At 73.9% G+C, this 14,809-nt stretch carries 17 protein-coding genes; 8 read left to right on the forward strand and 9 right to left on the reverse strand.

The window, feature by feature from the left end; translation table 11 throughout:
• Positions 1 to 24: 24 nt before the first annotated feature.
• Positions 25 to 1,269, reverse strand: a complete 1,245-nt coding sequence (locus tag ND486_RS29505) for a calcium-binding protein (RefSeq protein WP_308215790.1) — start codon at positions 1,267 to 1,269, stop codon at positions 25 to 27.
• The gene (locus tag ND486_RS02115; protein WP_251782489.1) at positions 1,266 to 1,847 is read right to left on the reverse strand and encodes a TasA family protein; all 582 of its coding nucleotides are present in this window, start codon (positions 1,845 to 1,847) and stop codon (positions 1,266 to 1,268) included. The genes ND486_RS29505 and ND486_RS02115 overlap by 4 nt, the downstream gene beginning before the upstream one ends.
• Before the next feature lie 85 nt (positions 1,848 to 1,932).
• Between ND486_RS02115 and ND486_RS02120 the strand changes: the two genes are divergently transcribed.
• From ND486_RS02120 to ND486_RS02140, 5 genes are all read left to right on the forward strand, one after another.
• Entirely contained in the window at positions 1,933 to 2,520 is a 588-nt protein-coding gene (locus tag ND486_RS02120; RefSeq protein WP_251782490.1) for a signal peptidase I, read from the forward strand.
• A gap of 11 nt (positions 2,521 to 2,531) precedes the next feature.
• The gene (locus ND486_RS02125) at positions 2,532 to 3,536 is read left to right on the forward strand and encodes a tRNA (adenine-N1)-methyltransferase (protein WP_251782491.1); all 1,005 of its coding nucleotides are present in this window, start codon (positions 2,532 to 2,534) and stop codon (positions 3,534 to 3,536) included.
• Between the two features lie 226 nt (positions 3,537 to 3,762).
• Entirely contained in the window at positions 3,763 to 5,583 is a 1,821-nt protein-coding gene (gene arc, locus ND486_RS02130) for a proteasome ATPase (RefSeq protein ID WP_178373760.1), read from the forward strand.
• A gap of 156 nt (positions 5,584 to 5,739) precedes the next feature.
• Positions 5,740 to 5,886 (forward strand): hypothetical protein, encoded by a 147-nt coding sequence (locus tag ND486_RS02135; protein WP_168172083.1) that lies wholly within the window; start codon positions 5,740 to 5,742, stop codon positions 5,884 to 5,886.
• Positions 5,887 to 5,940: 54 nt separating this feature from the next.
• A complete protein-coding gene (locus tag ND486_RS02140; protein WP_251782492.1) occupies positions 5,941 to 6,339 on the forward strand; it encodes a VOC family protein in 399 nt (132 codons plus the stop codon).
• A 19-nt stretch (positions 6,340 to 6,358) separates the two neighbouring features.
• On the opposite strand, the gene ND486_RS02145 is transcribed toward ND486_RS02140, so the two are convergent.
• From ND486_RS02145 to ND486_RS02155, 3 genes are read right to left on the reverse strand one after another with little or no spacing between them, the layout of a single operon-like run.
• The gene (locus tag ND486_RS02145) at positions 6,359 to 6,679 is read right to left on the reverse strand and encodes a hypothetical protein (RefSeq protein WP_251782493.1); all 321 of its coding nucleotides are present in this window, start codon (positions 6,677 to 6,679) and stop codon (positions 6,359 to 6,361) included.
• The gene (locus ND486_RS02150; RefSeq protein ID WP_251782494.1) at positions 6,666 to 7,967 is read right to left on the reverse strand and encodes an acyclic terpene utilization AtuA family protein; all 1,302 of its coding nucleotides are present in this window, start codon (positions 7,965 to 7,967) and stop codon (positions 6,666 to 6,668) included. Before ND486_RS02150 ends, ND486_RS02145 begins: the two co-directional genes overlap by 14 nt.
• 12 nt (positions 7,968 to 7,979) lie before the next feature.
• Entirely contained in the window at positions 7,980 to 9,281 is a 1,302-nt protein-coding gene (locus ND486_RS02155; RefSeq protein WP_208823755.1) for a CitMHS family transporter, read from the reverse strand.
• Between the two features lie 109 nt (positions 9,282 to 9,390).
• Here ND486_RS02155 and ND486_RS02160 point away from each other — a divergent pair, with 109 nt between their 5' ends.
• Positions 9,391 to 10,350: a LysR family transcriptional regulator gene (locus ND486_RS02160; RefSeq protein WP_251782495.1), complete on the forward strand. Its 960-nt coding sequence runs from the start codon at positions 9,391 to 9,393 to the stop codon at positions 10,348 to 10,350.
• Here the strand turns inward: ND486_RS02160 and ND486_RS29510 are convergent.
• Together ND486_RS29510 and ND486_RS02170 are read right to left on the reverse strand one after the other, a co-directional pair.
• Positions 10,347 to 11,081, reverse strand: coding sequence for a helix-turn-helix domain-containing protein (locus ND486_RS29510; RefSeq protein WP_251782496.1), 735 nt, complete (start codon positions 11,079 to 11,081; stop codon positions 10,347 to 10,349). The genes ND486_RS02160 and ND486_RS29510 overlap by 4 nt on opposite strands.
• Before the next feature lie 74 nt (positions 11,082 to 11,155).
• A complete protein-coding gene (locus tag ND486_RS02170; protein WP_251782497.1) occupies positions 11,156 to 11,713 on the reverse strand; it encodes a YceI family protein in 558 nt (185 codons plus the stop codon).
• Between the two features lie 91 nt (positions 11,714 to 11,804).
• Between ND486_RS02170 and ND486_RS02175 the strand changes: the two genes are divergently transcribed.
• Together ND486_RS02175 and lpdA are read left to right on the forward strand one after the other, a co-directional pair.
• A complete protein-coding gene (locus ND486_RS02175) occupies positions 11,805 to 12,323 on the forward strand; it encodes a MarR family winged helix-turn-helix transcriptional regulator (protein ID WP_062395129.1) in 519 nt (172 codons plus the stop codon).
• A 9-nt stretch (positions 12,324 to 12,332) separates the two neighbouring features.
• Positions 12,333 to 13,736, forward strand: a complete 1,404-nt coding sequence (gene lpdA, locus ND486_RS02180; protein WP_251782498.1) for a dihydrolipoyl dehydrogenase — start codon at positions 12,333 to 12,335, stop codon at positions 13,734 to 13,736.
• Between the two features lie 101 nt (positions 13,737 to 13,837).
• On the opposite strand, the gene ND486_RS02185 is transcribed toward lpdA, so the two are convergent.
• Positions 13,838 to 14,032, reverse strand: a complete 195-nt coding sequence (locus ND486_RS02185) for a hypothetical protein (RefSeq protein ID WP_062395124.1) — start codon at positions 14,030 to 14,032, stop codon at positions 13,838 to 13,840.
• A gap of 167 nt (positions 14,033 to 14,199) precedes the next feature.
• Complete coding sequence (locus tag ND486_RS02190; protein ID WP_062395122.1) at positions 14,200 to 14,757, reverse strand: NUDIX domain-containing protein; 558 nt, start codon at positions 14,755 to 14,757, stop codon at positions 14,200 to 14,202.
• Positions 14,758 to 14,809 lie beyond the last annotated feature (52 nt).

Below are 14,809 nucleotides of genomic sequence, written 5' to 3' on the forward strand. Positions count from 1 at the left end.
CCCCCGACGATTCCGGGATCCGGATCAGCCGGGCGGCGCGGTCGTCGCCGGGTCGGGCTCGCCCTCGGGCACGGCCGGCGCGGGCGGGGCCGGCTCCGGGGGTGTGGAGGCGGGGTCCCCGGGCGCGGCCGGGTCGGCCGAGCCCTCCGGCACCGGAGTCGCACCGGGTGCCGGTGACGGTGCGGTCGCCGGTGGCGTCGCGGCGGGGGCCGGTGCCGTGCACGCGGTCAGGAGGTCTTCCGGGCCGGCGTCCGGACAGGTCGCGCCGTCGGCGAGCCCGCCGTGCAGCACGTCCGGCACGCGCGGGTTCTCCGGGCCGCCGAGCAGGGTGTCGGCTCCGGCGCCGCCGTACAGCCGGTCGGCGCCGTCCCCGCCGGAGAGACGGTCGTCGCCGTCGCCGCCGAGCAGCACGTCGTCCCCGGCCCCGCCGTCGAGCACGTCGTCCCCGCCCGCCCCGACCACGCAGTCCCGCCCCGCGGACCCGGTGATCCGGTCGGGCCCGGGGGTGCCCACGACGAGCAGCGGCCCGGTGGCCCCCGGCCGGTCGGTGCGGGCGTCGAAGACGGCGCCGTCGCCGCTCAGGACGACGGTCTCGGTGACCGAGGTGATACCGGCGTCCACGCACTCGGCGGGCGGGGCGGCGACGGCCGGGACGACGCTCGGCGCGGCGACCCGCAGCGAGCGGGCCCCGAGCACGGTCGTGCCGATCCGCAGGGTCCCGTCCACCCGGTCGGTGAACCCGCCCGAGACCCCCAGCCGCAGCGTCGCGCTCTCGGTGCGGGGCAGGAGCACGACCGGGCCCACCGCGACGGTCAGCGGGACCGTCACCACGGTGCCGGGGGCGAGTGTGGTGACGATGCGGTCCTTCCCGTCGAGCAGCGCGCAGTACGACTCGGCGGCCCGCGACCCGATGCGGACCGTGAGCGAGCCGACGTTCAGGCCGTCGAGCAGCCCGCCGACCCCGCTGGTGCAGGCGGTCGAGGAGTACGCCGGCAGCGACACCGACAGCGTCGCCGGCACCGAACCGCGGTAGTCCACGGTCACCGAGGTGGTCGTCGTCGAGTTCGCCCGCAGACCGGTCAGTGCGACCGCGGGCGGGGTCGCCCGCCCGCCCAGCACCACCGTGCCCGCCGAGGTCGACCCCGCGGCACCCGGGTCGCTGTCGGTGAACACGGCCCAGGTGCCCCAGGCCGCGGCCGACACCGCGACGATCACGGCCGCGGCCCCCAGCGCGAGCGCTGCCCGCCGCCGGGGGACCGCCGGGCTCACGACTGGTTCAGGGTGAACGTCGACCCGACGGTGATCCGGTCGCCCTGCACCTTGTTGTCCGCCGACGACGGCAGCGCGAAGGTCAACGTGTAGGTACCGGTGGCCCCGGCGCCCAGCGGCCCGGACGGCAGCGGGCTCTGGACGAAGGTGCGCAGCGGTACGGGCGCCCCCGCGGTGCCCACCCCCGGCCCGGAGACGACCTGGACGGTCATCTCGTCCTGCAGGTTGCCGCCGGCGGCGCAGGCGTTCGCGGCCACCTTCTCCGCCTCCGCCTCGGGCTCGGTGCAGGTGACGTCGGACCCGGTCGCGGTCAGCGATCCGGTGACGGTGCCGGGGACGGAACCGGCGTTGCGGACGTCGACGGTGACGGTGGTGGAGAAGCCGGGGGCGATGTTGGCCTGGTTGAAGAGGACCTTGTCGGCATTGGAGCCGACGGTGAGGTCGAGGGTGCCGGAGGAGACCTGCCCACCCGGCCCGTCCTCGGTGTCGGTGAAGGCGGCGTAGGTGCCGAGGCCGATCGCGAGTACCGCGACCGCGACCGCGGCGACGCCGATCCCGAGGCGTGTGCGTGTGTCCATGCGCGTGGACGTTCCCGCTGCATCGGCGCAGCTCACCGCACGATCGTGTACGTCACGTGCCCGGACGCCGACCTAGGGTGATCCGATGGGCCGAGACCCCGCTGCACCCTCGCGTACGTCGTGGCCGGCACCGGCCGGCCTCCGCCCGTCGCCGTGGCGCCGGATCGGCGGCGCGCTCGTCACCGTCGTCGTGCTCGGACTAGTCGGGCTGGCCGTGGCGGTCGCCGTCGTCCCCGCGGTCACCGGGTCCCGCGCGTACACGGTGCTGTCCGGGAGCATGGTCCCGACCCTGCCGATCGGGTCGCTGGTCGTGTCCCGCCCGGTGGACGCGGACGACGTCGTCGTCGGTGACCTGATCTCCTTCGTCAACCGCGACCGGACCCGCGGCGAGACCCGGACCGTCACCCACCGTGTGGTCGCGGTCGATCCCGGCCCCGTGTTCACCACCCGCGGCGACGCGAACCCGGCGCCGGATCCGCATCCGGTGACGGCGCAGGACCTGCTGGGCCGGGTCTGGTACCACCTGCCCTGGGTCGGTGGCGCAGCCGGGTTCCTGCGCACCGGCCCGGGCCTGGTGGTCGGTGGGGGAGCGGTGCTCCTGCTGCTGGGGCTCGGCCTGCTCGTGCCGCGCCGCCGACGCCCCGGCGACCGGGCCGAGCGGGAGCGCGGATAGCGTCGTCGCCCGTGCACGACGCCCTCCCGACCTCCGACGGTGCCACCGGTCCCGTCGACGCCGACCCCACCGACGCCGACCTCACCGACGCCGACCCGGCCGACGCCGACCCGGCCGACGCCGACCCGGCCGGCGACGGCCCCGCCGACGACGACCATGTCGCCGGGAGCGCCGACGTCGTCTGGGAGCCCCCGCGCCGCGGCGGGCCGTTCCGCGAGGGCGACCGGGTCCAGCTCACCGACCCCAAGGGGCGCCGCTACACCGTCGTCCTCCAGGCCGGCGGGGCGTACCACACCCACCGCGGCCAGATCGACCACGACGACATCATCGGCTCGCCCGAGGGCGGGCTCGTGCACTCCGCGGCGAACACGCCGTACCTGACCATGCGCCCCCGCCTGGCCGACTACGTGCTGTCGATGCCCCGCGGCGCCCAGGTGATCTACCCCAAGGACTCCGCGCAGATCCTCATGTGGGGCGACGTGTTCCCCGGCGCGCGGGTGCTGGAGGCCGGCGCCGGGTCCGGCGCGCTGACCTGCTCGCTGCTGCAGGCCGTCGGGCCGACCGGCAAGGTGATCTCCTACGAGGTCCGCGACGACCACGCCCCGCACGCGGTCACCAACGTCGAGACCTTTTTCGGTCACCGGCCCCCGCACTGGGAGCTGACCGTCGGTGACGTCCGGCAGCACCGCGGCGAGGTCGACCGGGTCGTGCTGGACATGCTCTCGCCGTGGGACGTGCTCGACACCGTGCGCGACTGCCTGGTGCCGGGCGGGATCCTCGTCGGCTACGTCGCGACCACCACCCAGCTGTCGGTGCTCACCGAGGCGCTGCGGGAGATGCAGTGCTGGACCGAGCCCGAGTCCTGGGAGGCGATGGTCCGCCCCTGGCACGTGGTGGGTCTGGCCGTTCGTCCGGAGCATCGGATGATCGCCCATACGGCCTTCCTGCTGACCACCCGGCGGCTCGCCGACGGCGTCACGCCGCCCCGGCAGCAGCGCCGGCCGACCGGCCGCTGACCTGTGCGTTCTGTCCGGTTTCGACCGGATCGCGGCCGCGACGCGCCGGAGCGCGGAACGAGAACGTTACGAACTACCCTCCGTGTGGACGTGGCGGTGACGCCCGTGAAGCCGCAGAGTGACCACATGGTGCCGACCGGCTGAGGCCCGGATCACCGGTTCGACGCACCGTCGCGGTCACCCGTCACGGGTACCGTGGTGAGACGGAACACGGAGGGAGGCTGCCGTGAACCACCCCTACGACGACGGTCCCGGCAACCAGGGTTTCCAGTCTGACCGCGACCTCAGCCCCGCTGAGGCCGCCGAGCACATCCGTCATCTCGAGCACGAGATCTCCACGCTGCGTCAACGGCTGACCGAGACGCCCCGGCACGCCCGAGTGCTGGAACAGCGGCTCGCCGAGACCACGAGCCGGCTCTCCGCGCTCAACGCTCGGAACGAGAAGCTGACCGAGACCCTCAAGGAGGCCCGCGGCCAGCTGGTCGCGCTCCGCGAGGAGGTCGACCGGCTCGCGCAGCCGCCGTCCGGCTACGGGGTCTTCCTCGGCCGGTACGACGACGACACGGTCGACGTCTTCACCTCCGGCCGCCGGATGCGGGTCCCCGTGTCCCCGGCGGTCGAGGGCGAGACGCTGCGCAGCGGCCAGTCCGTCCGGCTCAACGAGGCGCTCACCGTGGTCGAGGCCATGGGCTTCGAGCAGGTCGGTGACCTCTACTCGCTGCGGGAGATCATCTCCCGTCCGGGTGAGGACGGCTCGGCCGGTCGCGGCCTGGTCGTCGGCCACTCCGACGAGGAGCGGGTCGTCTGGCTGGCGGCGCCGCTGTTCGAGCTCGGACAGGAGGAGGGCACCAGCCCGCTCAAGTCCGGCGACTCGGTCATGGTCGACTCGCGGGCGGGCTACGCCTACGAACGGGTCGCCAAGGCCGAGGTCGAGGACCTCGTGCTCGAGGAGGTCCCGGACATCGCCTACTCCGACATCGGCGGCCTGTCCCGGCAGATCGAGCAGATCCAGGACGCGGTCGAGCTGCCGTTCCTGCACACCGAGCTGTTCACCCAGTACGAGCTGCGCCCGCCCAAGGGCGTGCTGCTCTACGGGCCGCCCGGCTGCGGGAAGACGCTCATCGCGAAGGCCGTCGCGAACTCGCTGGCGAAGAAGATCGCCAAGCAGCGGGGCGACGACCCGGACGAGGGGCGCGCGTTCTTCCTCAACATCAAGGGCCCCGAGCTGCTCAACAAGTTCGTCGGCGAGACCGAGCGGCACATCCGGCTGATCTTCCAGCGCGCGCGGGAGAAGGCGAGCGCCGGCACCCCGGTGATCGTGTTCTTCGACGAGATGGACTCGATCTTCCGGACCCGTGGCTCGGGTGTGTCCTCCGACGTGGAGACGACGATCGTCCCCCAGCTCCTCGCCGAGATCGACGGCGTCGAGGGCCTGGAGAACGTCATCGTCATCGGTGCCTCGAACCGTGAGGACATGATCGACCCGGCGATCCTGCGGCCGGGCCGGCTCGACGTGAAGATCAAGATCGAGCGCCCGGACGCCGAGGGCGCGATCGACATCTTCTCCAAGTACATCACCGACACCCTGCCCATCCACGAGGACGACCTGGCCGAGTTCGGCGGCGACCGCACGGCGTGCACCACCGCGATGATCCAGCGGATCGTCGAGCGGATGTACGACGAGTCCGAGGAGAACCGCTTCCTCGAGGTCACCTACGCCAACGGGGACAAGGAGACCCTCTACTTCAAGGACTTCAACTCCGGCGCGATGATCCAGAACATCGTCGACCGCGGGAAGAAGTCCGCGATCAAGGCGGTGCTCGAGTCCGGCCAGCCGGGGCTGCGGGTCCAGCACCTGCTGGACGCGATCGTCGACGAGTTCGCCGAGAACGAGGACCTCCCGAACACGACCAACCCCGACGACTGGGCGCGGATCTCGGGCAAGAAGGGGGAGCGGATCGTCTACATCCGCACCCTGGTCACCGGCAAGAACGACGCCACCGGCCGTGCGATCGACACCGCGTCGAACACCGGCCAGTACCTGTAGGCGCGCTCCGCGCGCACGGGCCCCGCCGCATCCTGCGGCGGGGCCCGCCGTGTGTCCGGGGATCGTCACCCGGTGGAATGATGTCCGGACGAAACGGGCATCCTGTGCACGGAGCCGTGCACGTCCGTGTCGCGGCCCGCCACCACGGAGGTCGTCATGGCCGGCATCATCGGGCGCATCAGCGCATTCCTGAAGAGCCCACAGGGGCGTCGCTACAGCGACCAGGCCAAGCGGATGGCGAGCGATCCGCGCAACCGGCAGCGGGCGCAGGACATGCTGCGCCGCTTCCGCGGGAAGCGCTGAGCGCTGTCCGATCCGTTCACGACGCCGGGCCGCCCGCGGCCTAGCGTCGTGGGCATGGACACCTCGTTCGGCGCCGAGCTCGACATGATCGGCATCGTGGTCACCGACATGACCCGCTCGCTGGCCTTCTACCGCCTGCTGGGGCTGGAGTTCCCCGAGGGCTCCGAGACCGAGGCGCACGTGGAGACCACGCTGCGCGGCGGCGTGCGTCTGGCCCTGGACCTGCAGTCGATGGTGGAGGGCTTCCACCCGGGCGTCGCCCCGGACGGCCACGGACGGGTCGGGCTGGCGTTCCGGCTGCCGACCGCCGCGGCCGTCGACGACGCCTGGCGCCGGATCACCGCGGCCGGTCACGCCTCGGTGCTGGACCCGTTCGACGCGCCGTGGGGGCAGCGCTACGCCACCGTCGCCGACCCCGACGGCTCGTCGCTGGACCTGTTCGCATGGGCCTGACCCGCGGCGCGGACCCCGCTCACCGCGGGCCGGGCGGCGGCGGGAGCGCCAGTGCCAGCAGCCGCGACGACAACGACTTGCCGTGCGTGTCCAGCTCGGTCGACACGGTGACCCCGCCGCCGCGGATCCCGGTGCAGACGAACTGCAGGCAGCTCACCCGGGGCAGCTCGTGGCGGGTGACCTCGCCGCCGACCCAGCGGTCCAGGCCCGCCCGCACCAGCTGCGGCGTCAGCACGGCCACGAGCAGCGGGTAGGACGCGTCGTCGTACGGGACCACGGTCAGCGTCGCCACCGTCCCCTTGTCCCCCGCGCGGCAGTGCGCGATCTCATGCAGCAGCACAGCCGGCCTCCAGGACGGTGACCCGCGGGACGACGGCCGCGCGGGGGACGAGGGTGGACAGCACACCGACGACCTCGTCGAGCCGGGTGCGCACACCGCCCCCGCCCGCCGGGCCGTTGGTGTAGAGCGCCTCCACCTCGTGGGCGAGGACGTCGAGCACGTCCGGGTCGGGGTGCAGCGCCGCGACCCGCAGCCGCGCGTCGGTGTCGCCGCCGCGGACCTCGATCCGGGGGGCGACGGCGAGGCCGCGGACCCGCTCGGCGACGACGTCGGCGGCCAGCCGGGCCCGGGCCGCGGCGTTCGGGCCCACGTAGGAGATCCCGGCCTCGACCCGGTGCCCGGCCCGGTAGCCGACGCTGACCTTGAGCTCGTCCGGGCGGGCCCGGCCGGTGGCGCCGGCGACGCGGACCCGGTCGGGGCCGTCGTCGTCCACGGACACGCCGCGCAGATCCAGGACGACGTCGGGGGTGCGGTAGCCGGTCGGGTCGGTCACCTCGTAGAGCAGCTGCTCGCGGACCGTGTGCCGGTCGAGTCGGCCGCCGGTGCCGTCGAGCTTGCCGTAGCGCGCGGTCCCGTCGGCGGCGACGTCGGCGAACGGGAACCCGAGATCGGCGAGCCGGGGGACGTCGAGGTGCCCGGGGTCGGCGGCGTACCCGCCGGTCAGCTGTCCGGCGCACTCCAGCAGATGTCCCACCAGGGTGCCCGCGGCGGCCTCGTCCGGGTGGTCGAGATCCCACCCGAGCCGGTGCGCCAGCGGTGCGAGGAACAGCGAGGGGTCCGCCACCCGCCCGGTGACGACGACCGCGGCGCCGGTGTCCAGCGCGGGCGCGATCGCGTCGGCGCCGAGGTAGGCGTTGGCCGACACGAGCTCGCCGTGCTCGTGCAGGGGGACGCCGTCCTCGGCCGCGCGCGCCGCCGGGTCGACCACGTCGAGCACGTCGTCGCCGGTCACGACGGCCACCGGCGCGGCCGACCCGAGGCGGTCGAGGTGCTCGCGCACGACACGACCGGCCGCCGGTGGGTTGGCCGCCCCCATGTTGGTGAGCAGCCGGACCCCGCCCGCGAGCAGGTCCGGCAGCAGCGCGGTCAGCCGCTGCCCGAGCCGGGGGTCGTACCCGGTGGCCGGGTCGGCGAGGCGCCGGCGGTGGCCGAGGGCGATGGTGCGCTCGGCGAGGCACTCCAGGACGAGGTCGTCGAGCGCGCCGCGGCGGGCCAGGTCGACCGCGGGCCCGATGCGATCACCGGCGAAGCCTGCACCGCTGCCGATCCGGGTGGTGGCCGAGGGCATCGGGGTCTCTCCTCAGAGGCTCAGGGCGCCGGTGAGCAGCGCGACGACGGTCATGACGGCGGTGGTGCCGAACGCCCACCCGAAGACGAACCGCTGGTGGCGGCCCAGCTCGACGGCGGTGAGCCCGAGCAGGATGAAGGTCGAGGCGGTGAGCGGGCTGAGCGGGAACCCGGTGGTCATCTGGCCCAGGATCGCGGCCCGGGCGACCTCCGCGGGGTCGCCTCCCAGCGCGGCCGAGGTCTCCGCCAGCACCGGCAGGACGCCGAAGTAGTACGCGTCCGGGGTGAACACCAGGCTGAGCGGCATCGAGGTCAGTGCCACCGCGACGGGGAGCACGCCGCCCGCGCCCTCGGGGACGAGCCCGACCAGCGACTGCGCCATCGCGGTGATCATCCCGGTGCCGCCGAGGACGCCGGTGAACACGCCCGCCGCGAAGATCATCGCTGTCACCAGCACGACGTTGTGGCCGTGCTTCTCGAACAGCGCGCGCTGGCCGTCCCAGGTCGGCCGGTTGACCAGCAGTGCGACGACGAAGGCGCAGAGGAACACCACCGGCAGGTCGGCCAGCTGCAGGAGCAGCACGACGACCAGGGTCAGGGTGAGCACGACGTTGACCACGAACCGGACCCGGTCGGCCCGCGACCGCACGGCGGGCGCCCCGGCGGCCCCGGGTGCGTCGGCGGGCTCGGGCAGCGCGACGACGCCGAGGCGGGCGCGTTCGCGGCGGCCGATGACCCAGGCCGCGAGCAGCACCCAGGCGATGCCGGCGGCCATGGCGGGCAGCAGCGGCACGAACACGTCGGAGGCGGTGAGGTCGAGCGCGGCCATCGCCCGCGCCGTCGGGCCGCCCCACGGGATCATGTTCATCACCCCGGCCCCGAGGCACACCAGCGCCGCCAGCACGATCCGGCGCATCCCGAGCCGGTCGTAGAGGGGCAGCATGGCGCTCACCATGATCAGGAAGGTGGAGGCGCCGTCACCGTCGAGGGCGACGAGCACGGTCAGCGCGGCCGTGCCGACGCAGATCTTCAACGGGTCCCCGCCCGCCCACCGGACCACCCGGCGGATCGCCGGGTCGAACAGCCCGGTGTCGAGCATCAGGCTGAAGTACAGGATCGCGAAGGTGATCATGATGGCGACCGGGGCGACGGTCTCCAGACCGGTCGCGACGTACTCGCCCAGCCCGCCGCCCAGCCCGGCGGCGACGGCGGCGGCGGCCGGGACGACGGTCAGGGCCAGCAGCACCGACACCCGCCCGGACAGCACGGCCGCCAGGAACACGGCGATGGTCAGGAATCCGATCGCGGCGAGCATCGTCGACCTCCTCGTCGGCGTCCGGGCCGGCATCGGCCCGGATGTACGGTGCGGGCCGGAACCTATGATCGTCAAAGACCGAATCCGGATCGACTGATGCGGTGGCGACATGGATCTGACGTTGCAGCAGCTCAGGACGGTGGTCGCGGTGCACGACGCGGGGGGATTCACCGCGGCCGCGGCCGTGCTGCGGACTGCGCAGCCCTCGCTGAGCCGCACGGTCGCGGAGGTCGAGCGGCTTCTCGGGGCGCGGCTGTTCGAGCGGACCACCCGCCGCCTGGAGCCGACCCCGGCCGGCGCGGCGGTCGTCGCGGCCGCGCGCCGGGCCCTCGACGGGGTCGCGGCGGAGCTGCGCCACGTCGAGCACGTCCTGGACGGGCAGGCGGGCACCGTGCGGATCGCGACGCTGCCGTCGCTCGCGGCGATCCTGCTCCCGGGGGTGGTGTCGGCGTTCCTGCGCCGCCGCCCGGGGGTCCGCCCGGAGATCTCCGACGCCCTCGCCGACGAGGTCACCGAGCGGGTGCGTTCCGGCCGGGCCGACCTCGCCGTCACCGTGGTGCACGGCCGGGCCCCCGAGGACCTCCTGGTCACCCCGGTGGCCGCCGACCGGTTCTGCGCCCTGCTGCCTCCCGGTCACCCGCTCGCCGGGCGCCCGGAGCTGCGCTGGACCGACCTCGACGGCGAGGAGTTCGTCGACTTCGACGCGTCCACGAGCATCCGCCAGCACGTGGACCGGGCGCTGGCCGAGTCGGGCAGCCGCCCCGGGCGCGGCGTCGCGGCCCGCAACATCGCCGCGGTCGCGGGGCTCGTCGCGGCCGGCCTCGGCGTGACGGCCGTGCCCGGGCTGGTGGTGCCGCTCACCGGTTTCGCCGGACTGGCCGCGGTCCCGCTCGCCGATCCGGTCGTCCGGCGGCGGATCGCGCTGGTGCTCCCGCGCGGACGTCGCCCCGTCCCGGCCGCGTCCGCGTTCGCCGGGCTGCTGACCGGGGCGTCGGTACGGCCGCCCCTGCCGGCGCACGCGCGGTGGGCGGCACCGGTCGCCCCTCCCGGCACGGGGGACCGGGCCTAGGAGCCCGGCCGGGCGGCGACCGGGAGGGCACCGGGGGACACCCCGGCCAGGGCCCGGACCTCGCGGGACAGGTGGGGCTGGTCGGCGTAGCCGGTGCGGGCGGCGACCGCGGCCGGGGGGACGCCGTCGTACAGCAGCGCGGCCGCGGCCCGGAAGCGCAGCACCCGCCGTGCGACGGCCGGTCCGTACCCGAGGGTGGCGACGCAGCGGCGGTGCAGGGTGCGTCCGGTGACGCCGAGCCGGTCGGCCAGCTCCGCGGCGGGCATGCCCCCGGCCAGGGCGCGCAGCGCGGGACGGGGGAGCGGGGCGGGCGTCCGGTCGTCCACCGCCGCCGCCTGCAGGGCGAGGGCCAGCCGGGCGAGCCATGCGGTGTCGCCGTCGCCGTCGTCGGCGGGGGTGGGCCGGAGCAGCCGTCGCCGGCCGGGGTCGAGCACGTCGGCGAGCGGGACCCGGCGGTCGCGCAGCGCGTCGGCCGGGATGCCCAGCAGGGCCGGGAGGGCGCCGGGGCGGAAGCGCAGGCCGGTGGTCACGCCGCCCGCGGGCGAGCCGGCGAGGTGCGCCGTGGTGTCGGGACCCGCGACGACCGCCCGGCCGCCGGACAGGAGCAGGTCCATGCAGCCGTCGGGGAGGACCCGCTGGACGTGCGGCGCAGTACCGGCGTGCGCCCGCCAGGACACCTCGACGACCGCGCGCAGCGGTCCGGCGGGGGCCGTCTCGGCGTAGCTGCGCACGGCACCAGCCTACGGACGCGGCACGGCCCCGGTACCGGCGTCGCCGGTCCGGGGCCGTGGCCGCGGGTGCGGGGTCAGGAGGCGCGCAGGACCGCCTGGATCTCCAGCTCGACGCCGACCTTCTCGCTGACGACGACGCCGCCGCCGTCCATCGGCAGCTCGATGTCGACACCGAACTCCGACCGCTTGATGGTGGTCTTGGCGGTGAACCCGGCGCGGGTGCCGCCCCACGCGTCGGGGCCGAAGCCGTTCAGCTCGAGGTCCAGCTCGACGGGCTTGGTGACGCCCTTGAGGGTCAGGTCGCCGGTGAGCACGTAGTCCTCGCCCTTCGCGGCGATCCCGGTGGACCGGAAGGTCCACTCCGGGTACTTCTCGACCTCGAAGAAGTCGGCGGAGCGGATGTGGCCGTCGCGCTGGTCGTTGCCGGTGGTGATCGAGGAGGCGTCGATGGTGGCGGTGACGGTGGAGTCCTCGAGCCGCTCCGCGGTCACGAGCTCGCCGGAGACCTTCTCGAAGCGGCCACGGACCTTGCTGACCATCATGTGACGGACGACGAACGCCACGTCGGAGTGCACCGGGTCGATGTCCCAGGTGCCGACGACGTAGCCGGGGATGGTGGTGGCAGTGGTCATGCTGGTGACTCCTCGAGATAGTTGAACTCTCACTTGTTGAGAGCGATACTAGGTGCAACGAATGCCACGCCCCAATGTTTCGGAGGGTGCTATGAGTCACACACGCTGGCTGGACGACGAGGAGCAGCGCACCTGGCGCGCCTTCCTGGCCGCGCAGCGGCTGGTCTCGGAGAAGGTGGAGCGACGCCTGCAGGCCGGGGCGGGGATGCCCCAGGCGTACTACGAGATCCTGGTCCGCCTGTCCGAGGCGCCGGACCGCACTCTGCGGATGAGCGTCCTCGCGGACTCCGCGCTGTCCTCGCGCAGCCGGGTGTCGCACGCGGTGGCCCGGATGGAGGAGGCGGGCTGGATCGAGCGGCGGTCCTGTCCCACCGACCGCCGCGGCCAGCTGGCCCGGCTGACCGACCGCGGCTTCGAGGTGCTGGCCGGTGCGGCCCCGGACCACGTCGAGAGCGTCCGCGAGGCGGTGTTCGACGGGCTGACCCCTGCCCAGCAGGCCGGGCTGCGCGAGGCGTGCGAGGCGGTCGTCGCGCACCTGTCCGGTGGCGGGGAGTGGCCCGTGACCCGGGACTCGGGACCGGACGGCCCGGACCCGGCCCAGGCGTCCTAGGCTGGGCACATGCCTCATTTCGACGTCGTCGTACTCGGAGCCGGACCCGGTGGATACGTGGCGGCCATCCGTGCCGCCCAGCTCGGCCGCAGTGTGGCGGTGATCGAGGAGAAGTACTGGGGCGGTGTCTGTCTCAACGTGGGCTGCATCCCCTCCAAGGCGCTGCTGCGCAACGCCGAGATCGCCCACATCGTCACCAAGGAGCAGAAGACCTTCGGTCTGTCCGGTGAGGTGTCGCTCGACTTCGGCGCCGCCTTCGACCGCAGCCGCTCGGTCGCGGACGGGCGCGTCAAGGGCGTGCACTTCCTGATGAAGAAGAACAAGATCACCGAGTTCGACGGGTTCGGCCGGTTCACCAAGCCGGGCGAGATCGAGGTCGAGCTGTCGAAGGGCGGCAACGAGACCGTCACCTACGACGACGTGATCATCGCCGCGGGCTCCACCGTCAAGCTGCTGCCGGGCACCGAGCTGTCGGACCGCGTCGTGACCTACGAGGAGCAGATCCTCACCCGTGAGCTGCCGGAGAGCGTGATCATCGCCGGCGCCGGTGCGATCGGCGTCGAGTTCGCGTTCGTGCTGGCCAACTACGGCGTCGACGTCACCATCGTCGAGTACCTGGACCGGCTGCTCCCGCTCGAGGACGCGGACGTGTCCAAGGAGCTGCTCAAGGCCTACAAGAAGCTCGGCGTGACGGTGCGGACCTCCACCAAGGTCGAGTCCATCACCGACGACGGCAAGGGTGTCACCGTCTCGGTCTCCTCGTCCAAGGGCAGCGAGGAGCTGCGCGCGGACAAGGTCGTGCAGGCGATCGGCTTCGCCCCGCGGGTCGACGGCTACGGCCTCGACAAGCTCGGCGTGAACCTCACCGAGCGCGGCGCCATCGAGATCGACGACTACATGCGCACCAGCGTGGAGCACGTCTACGCGATCGGTGACGTCACCGCGAAGCTCATGCTCGCCCACGTCGCCGAGGCGCAGGGCATCGTCGCCGCCGAGACCCTGGCGGGCGCCGAGACCCAGGAGCTGAACTACAAGATGATGCCGCGCGCGACCTTCTGCAACCCGCAGGTGGCGTCGTTCGGCTACACCGAGGCCGAGGCCCGCGAGCTGGCCGACGAGAAGGGCTGGAAGGTCAACACCGCGACCTTCCCGTTCACCGCGAACGGCAAGGCGCACGGCATGGCCGAGCCCGCCGGCTTCGTCAAGCTGATCGCCGACGACACCTACGGCGAGCTGCTGGGCGGGCACATCATCGGCGCCGAGGCGACCGAGCTGCTGCCCGAGCTGACCCTGGCCCAGAAGTGGGACCTGACCGTCCACGAGATGGCGCGCAACGTGCACGCGCACCCGACCCTGTCGGAGTGCCTGCAGGAGGCGATCCACGGCCTGGCCGGCCACATGATCAACTTCTGATCACGGCCGCGACGGGCCCGCGTCCCACCCGGGATGCGGGCCCGTCGCGCTGTCCGGCCCGCCTCCGGGTGCACGGGGACCCGCCGGCGGGGCGGGGAGGGTCAGGACCGGCGGGAGTCCGGCTCCCGGCGGGCGGTGTGCTCGCGACGCGTGGTGGAGCCCGCGGCGGCGCGCTGCTCGTGGCGCTCGGCGGCCAGTGCCGCCTCCACCGCGGCCTGCACGGCGGCGGTGTTGACGTCGGGATCGATCAGCCTGGCGGCGGCGAGGGAACGGGCCGAGACCGAGATGCTGACCATGGGTGACTCCTGGAACTGTCGCGTGGTGGGCGTGGTGGGCGTCGGGGGAGGCTCCACGCTGGGCCCTTCCCGGGGTGGCGTCGCGCGACCCGCCCGGTGTCGACCGATTCAGGTACCGATGTGGGTGACGTATGTTACCCACTGGTAAACGCGCTGGCCCGAGGACCTTAACGGACGAGGTCGGCCAGCAGCAGGCGGGTGACGTACAGGCCGTCGGGGACCCAGGCCCGGTCCGGCGCGCCGATCCGGGCCGCCAGCTCGTCGAGGGTCCACCAGCCGCCCTCGGCCACCTCCGAGGGCTGGTGGGTCACCGGGCCGTCGGAGAAGGCGCGGTAGACGTGCACGTGGGCCCGCAGACCGTCCGGGCCGGTGCCGGGCCCGGTGTCGACACCCAGCGCGGCGGCGTCGAAGGCGACCACGGCCAGCTTCTCCAGCGGCACGCCGGTGACGCCGAGCTCCTCGCCCAGCTCGCGGGCGGCGCACGCGTCGGGGGTCTCGCCCTCGTCGAGGACCCCGCCGGCGAGGCAGTCCCACATCCCGGCCATGACCAGCTTGGTGTCGGTGCGACGGTGCACGTAGACCCGCGTGCCGTCGGCGGAGCGGAGCAGGACCGCCGTCGTGGCGTGCCACAGCGAGCGCGCGTAGACCTCGCCGCGCTCGGCGACGCCGGTGGGCGTGCCCCCGGCGTCGAAGACGGTCAGGCGCTCACGTGCGGGATCGGTCACGCCACGATGATCCCGCCGGGCCGCGGTGCACCCCGGGTGGGGGCGCGGACGG

It is taken from the genome of Pseudonocardia sp. DR1-2, from assembly GCF_023717215.1.
Taxonomy (GTDB): Bacteria; Actinomycetota; Actinomycetes; order Mycobacteriales; family Pseudonocardiaceae; genus Pseudonocardia; species Pseudonocardia alni.

Coding starts and splice junctions, on each gene's coding strand:
- ND486_RS02140 (WP_251782492.1), top strand. CDS start 5,941: ATGGACACCTCGTTCGGCGCCGAGCTCGACATGATCGGCATCGTGGTC.
- ND486_RS02155 (WP_208823755.1), bottom strand. CDS start 9,281: ATGCTCGCCGCGATCGGATTCCTGACCATCGCCGTGTTCCTGGCGGCC.
- ND486_RS02175 (WP_062395129.1), top strand. CDS start 11,805: ATGAGTCACACACGCTGGCTGGACGACGAGGAGCAGCGCACCTGGCGC.
- lpdA (WP_251782498.1), top strand. CDS start 12,333: ATGCCTCATTTCGACGTCGTCGTACTCGGAGCCGGACCCGGTGGATAC.
- ND486_RS02135 (WP_168172083.1), top strand. CDS start 5,740: ATGGCCGGCATCATCGGGCGCATCAGCGCATTCCTGAAGAGCCCACAG.
- ND486_RS02115 (WP_251782489.1), bottom strand. CDS start 1,847: ATGGACACACGCACACGCCTCGGGATCGGCGTCGCCGCGGTCGCGGTC.
- ND486_RS02170 (WP_251782497.1), bottom strand. CDS start 11,713: ATGACCACTGCCACCACCATCCCCGGCTACGTCGTCGGCACCTGGGAC.
- ND486_RS02185 (WP_062395124.1), bottom strand. CDS start 14,032: ATGGTCAGCATCTCGGTCTCGGCCCGTTCCCTCGCCGCCGCCAGGCTG.
- ND486_RS02120 (WP_251782490.1), top strand. CDS start 1,933: ATGGGCCGAGACCCCGCTGCACCCTCGCGTACGTCGTGGCCGGCACCG.
- ND486_RS02160 (WP_251782495.1), top strand. CDS start 9,391: ATGGATCTGACGTTGCAGCAGCTCAGGACGGTGGTCGCGGTGCACGAC.
- ND486_RS02150 (WP_251782494.1), bottom strand. CDS start 7,967: ATGCCCTCGGCCACCACCCGGATCGGCAGCGGTGCAGGCTTCGCCGGT.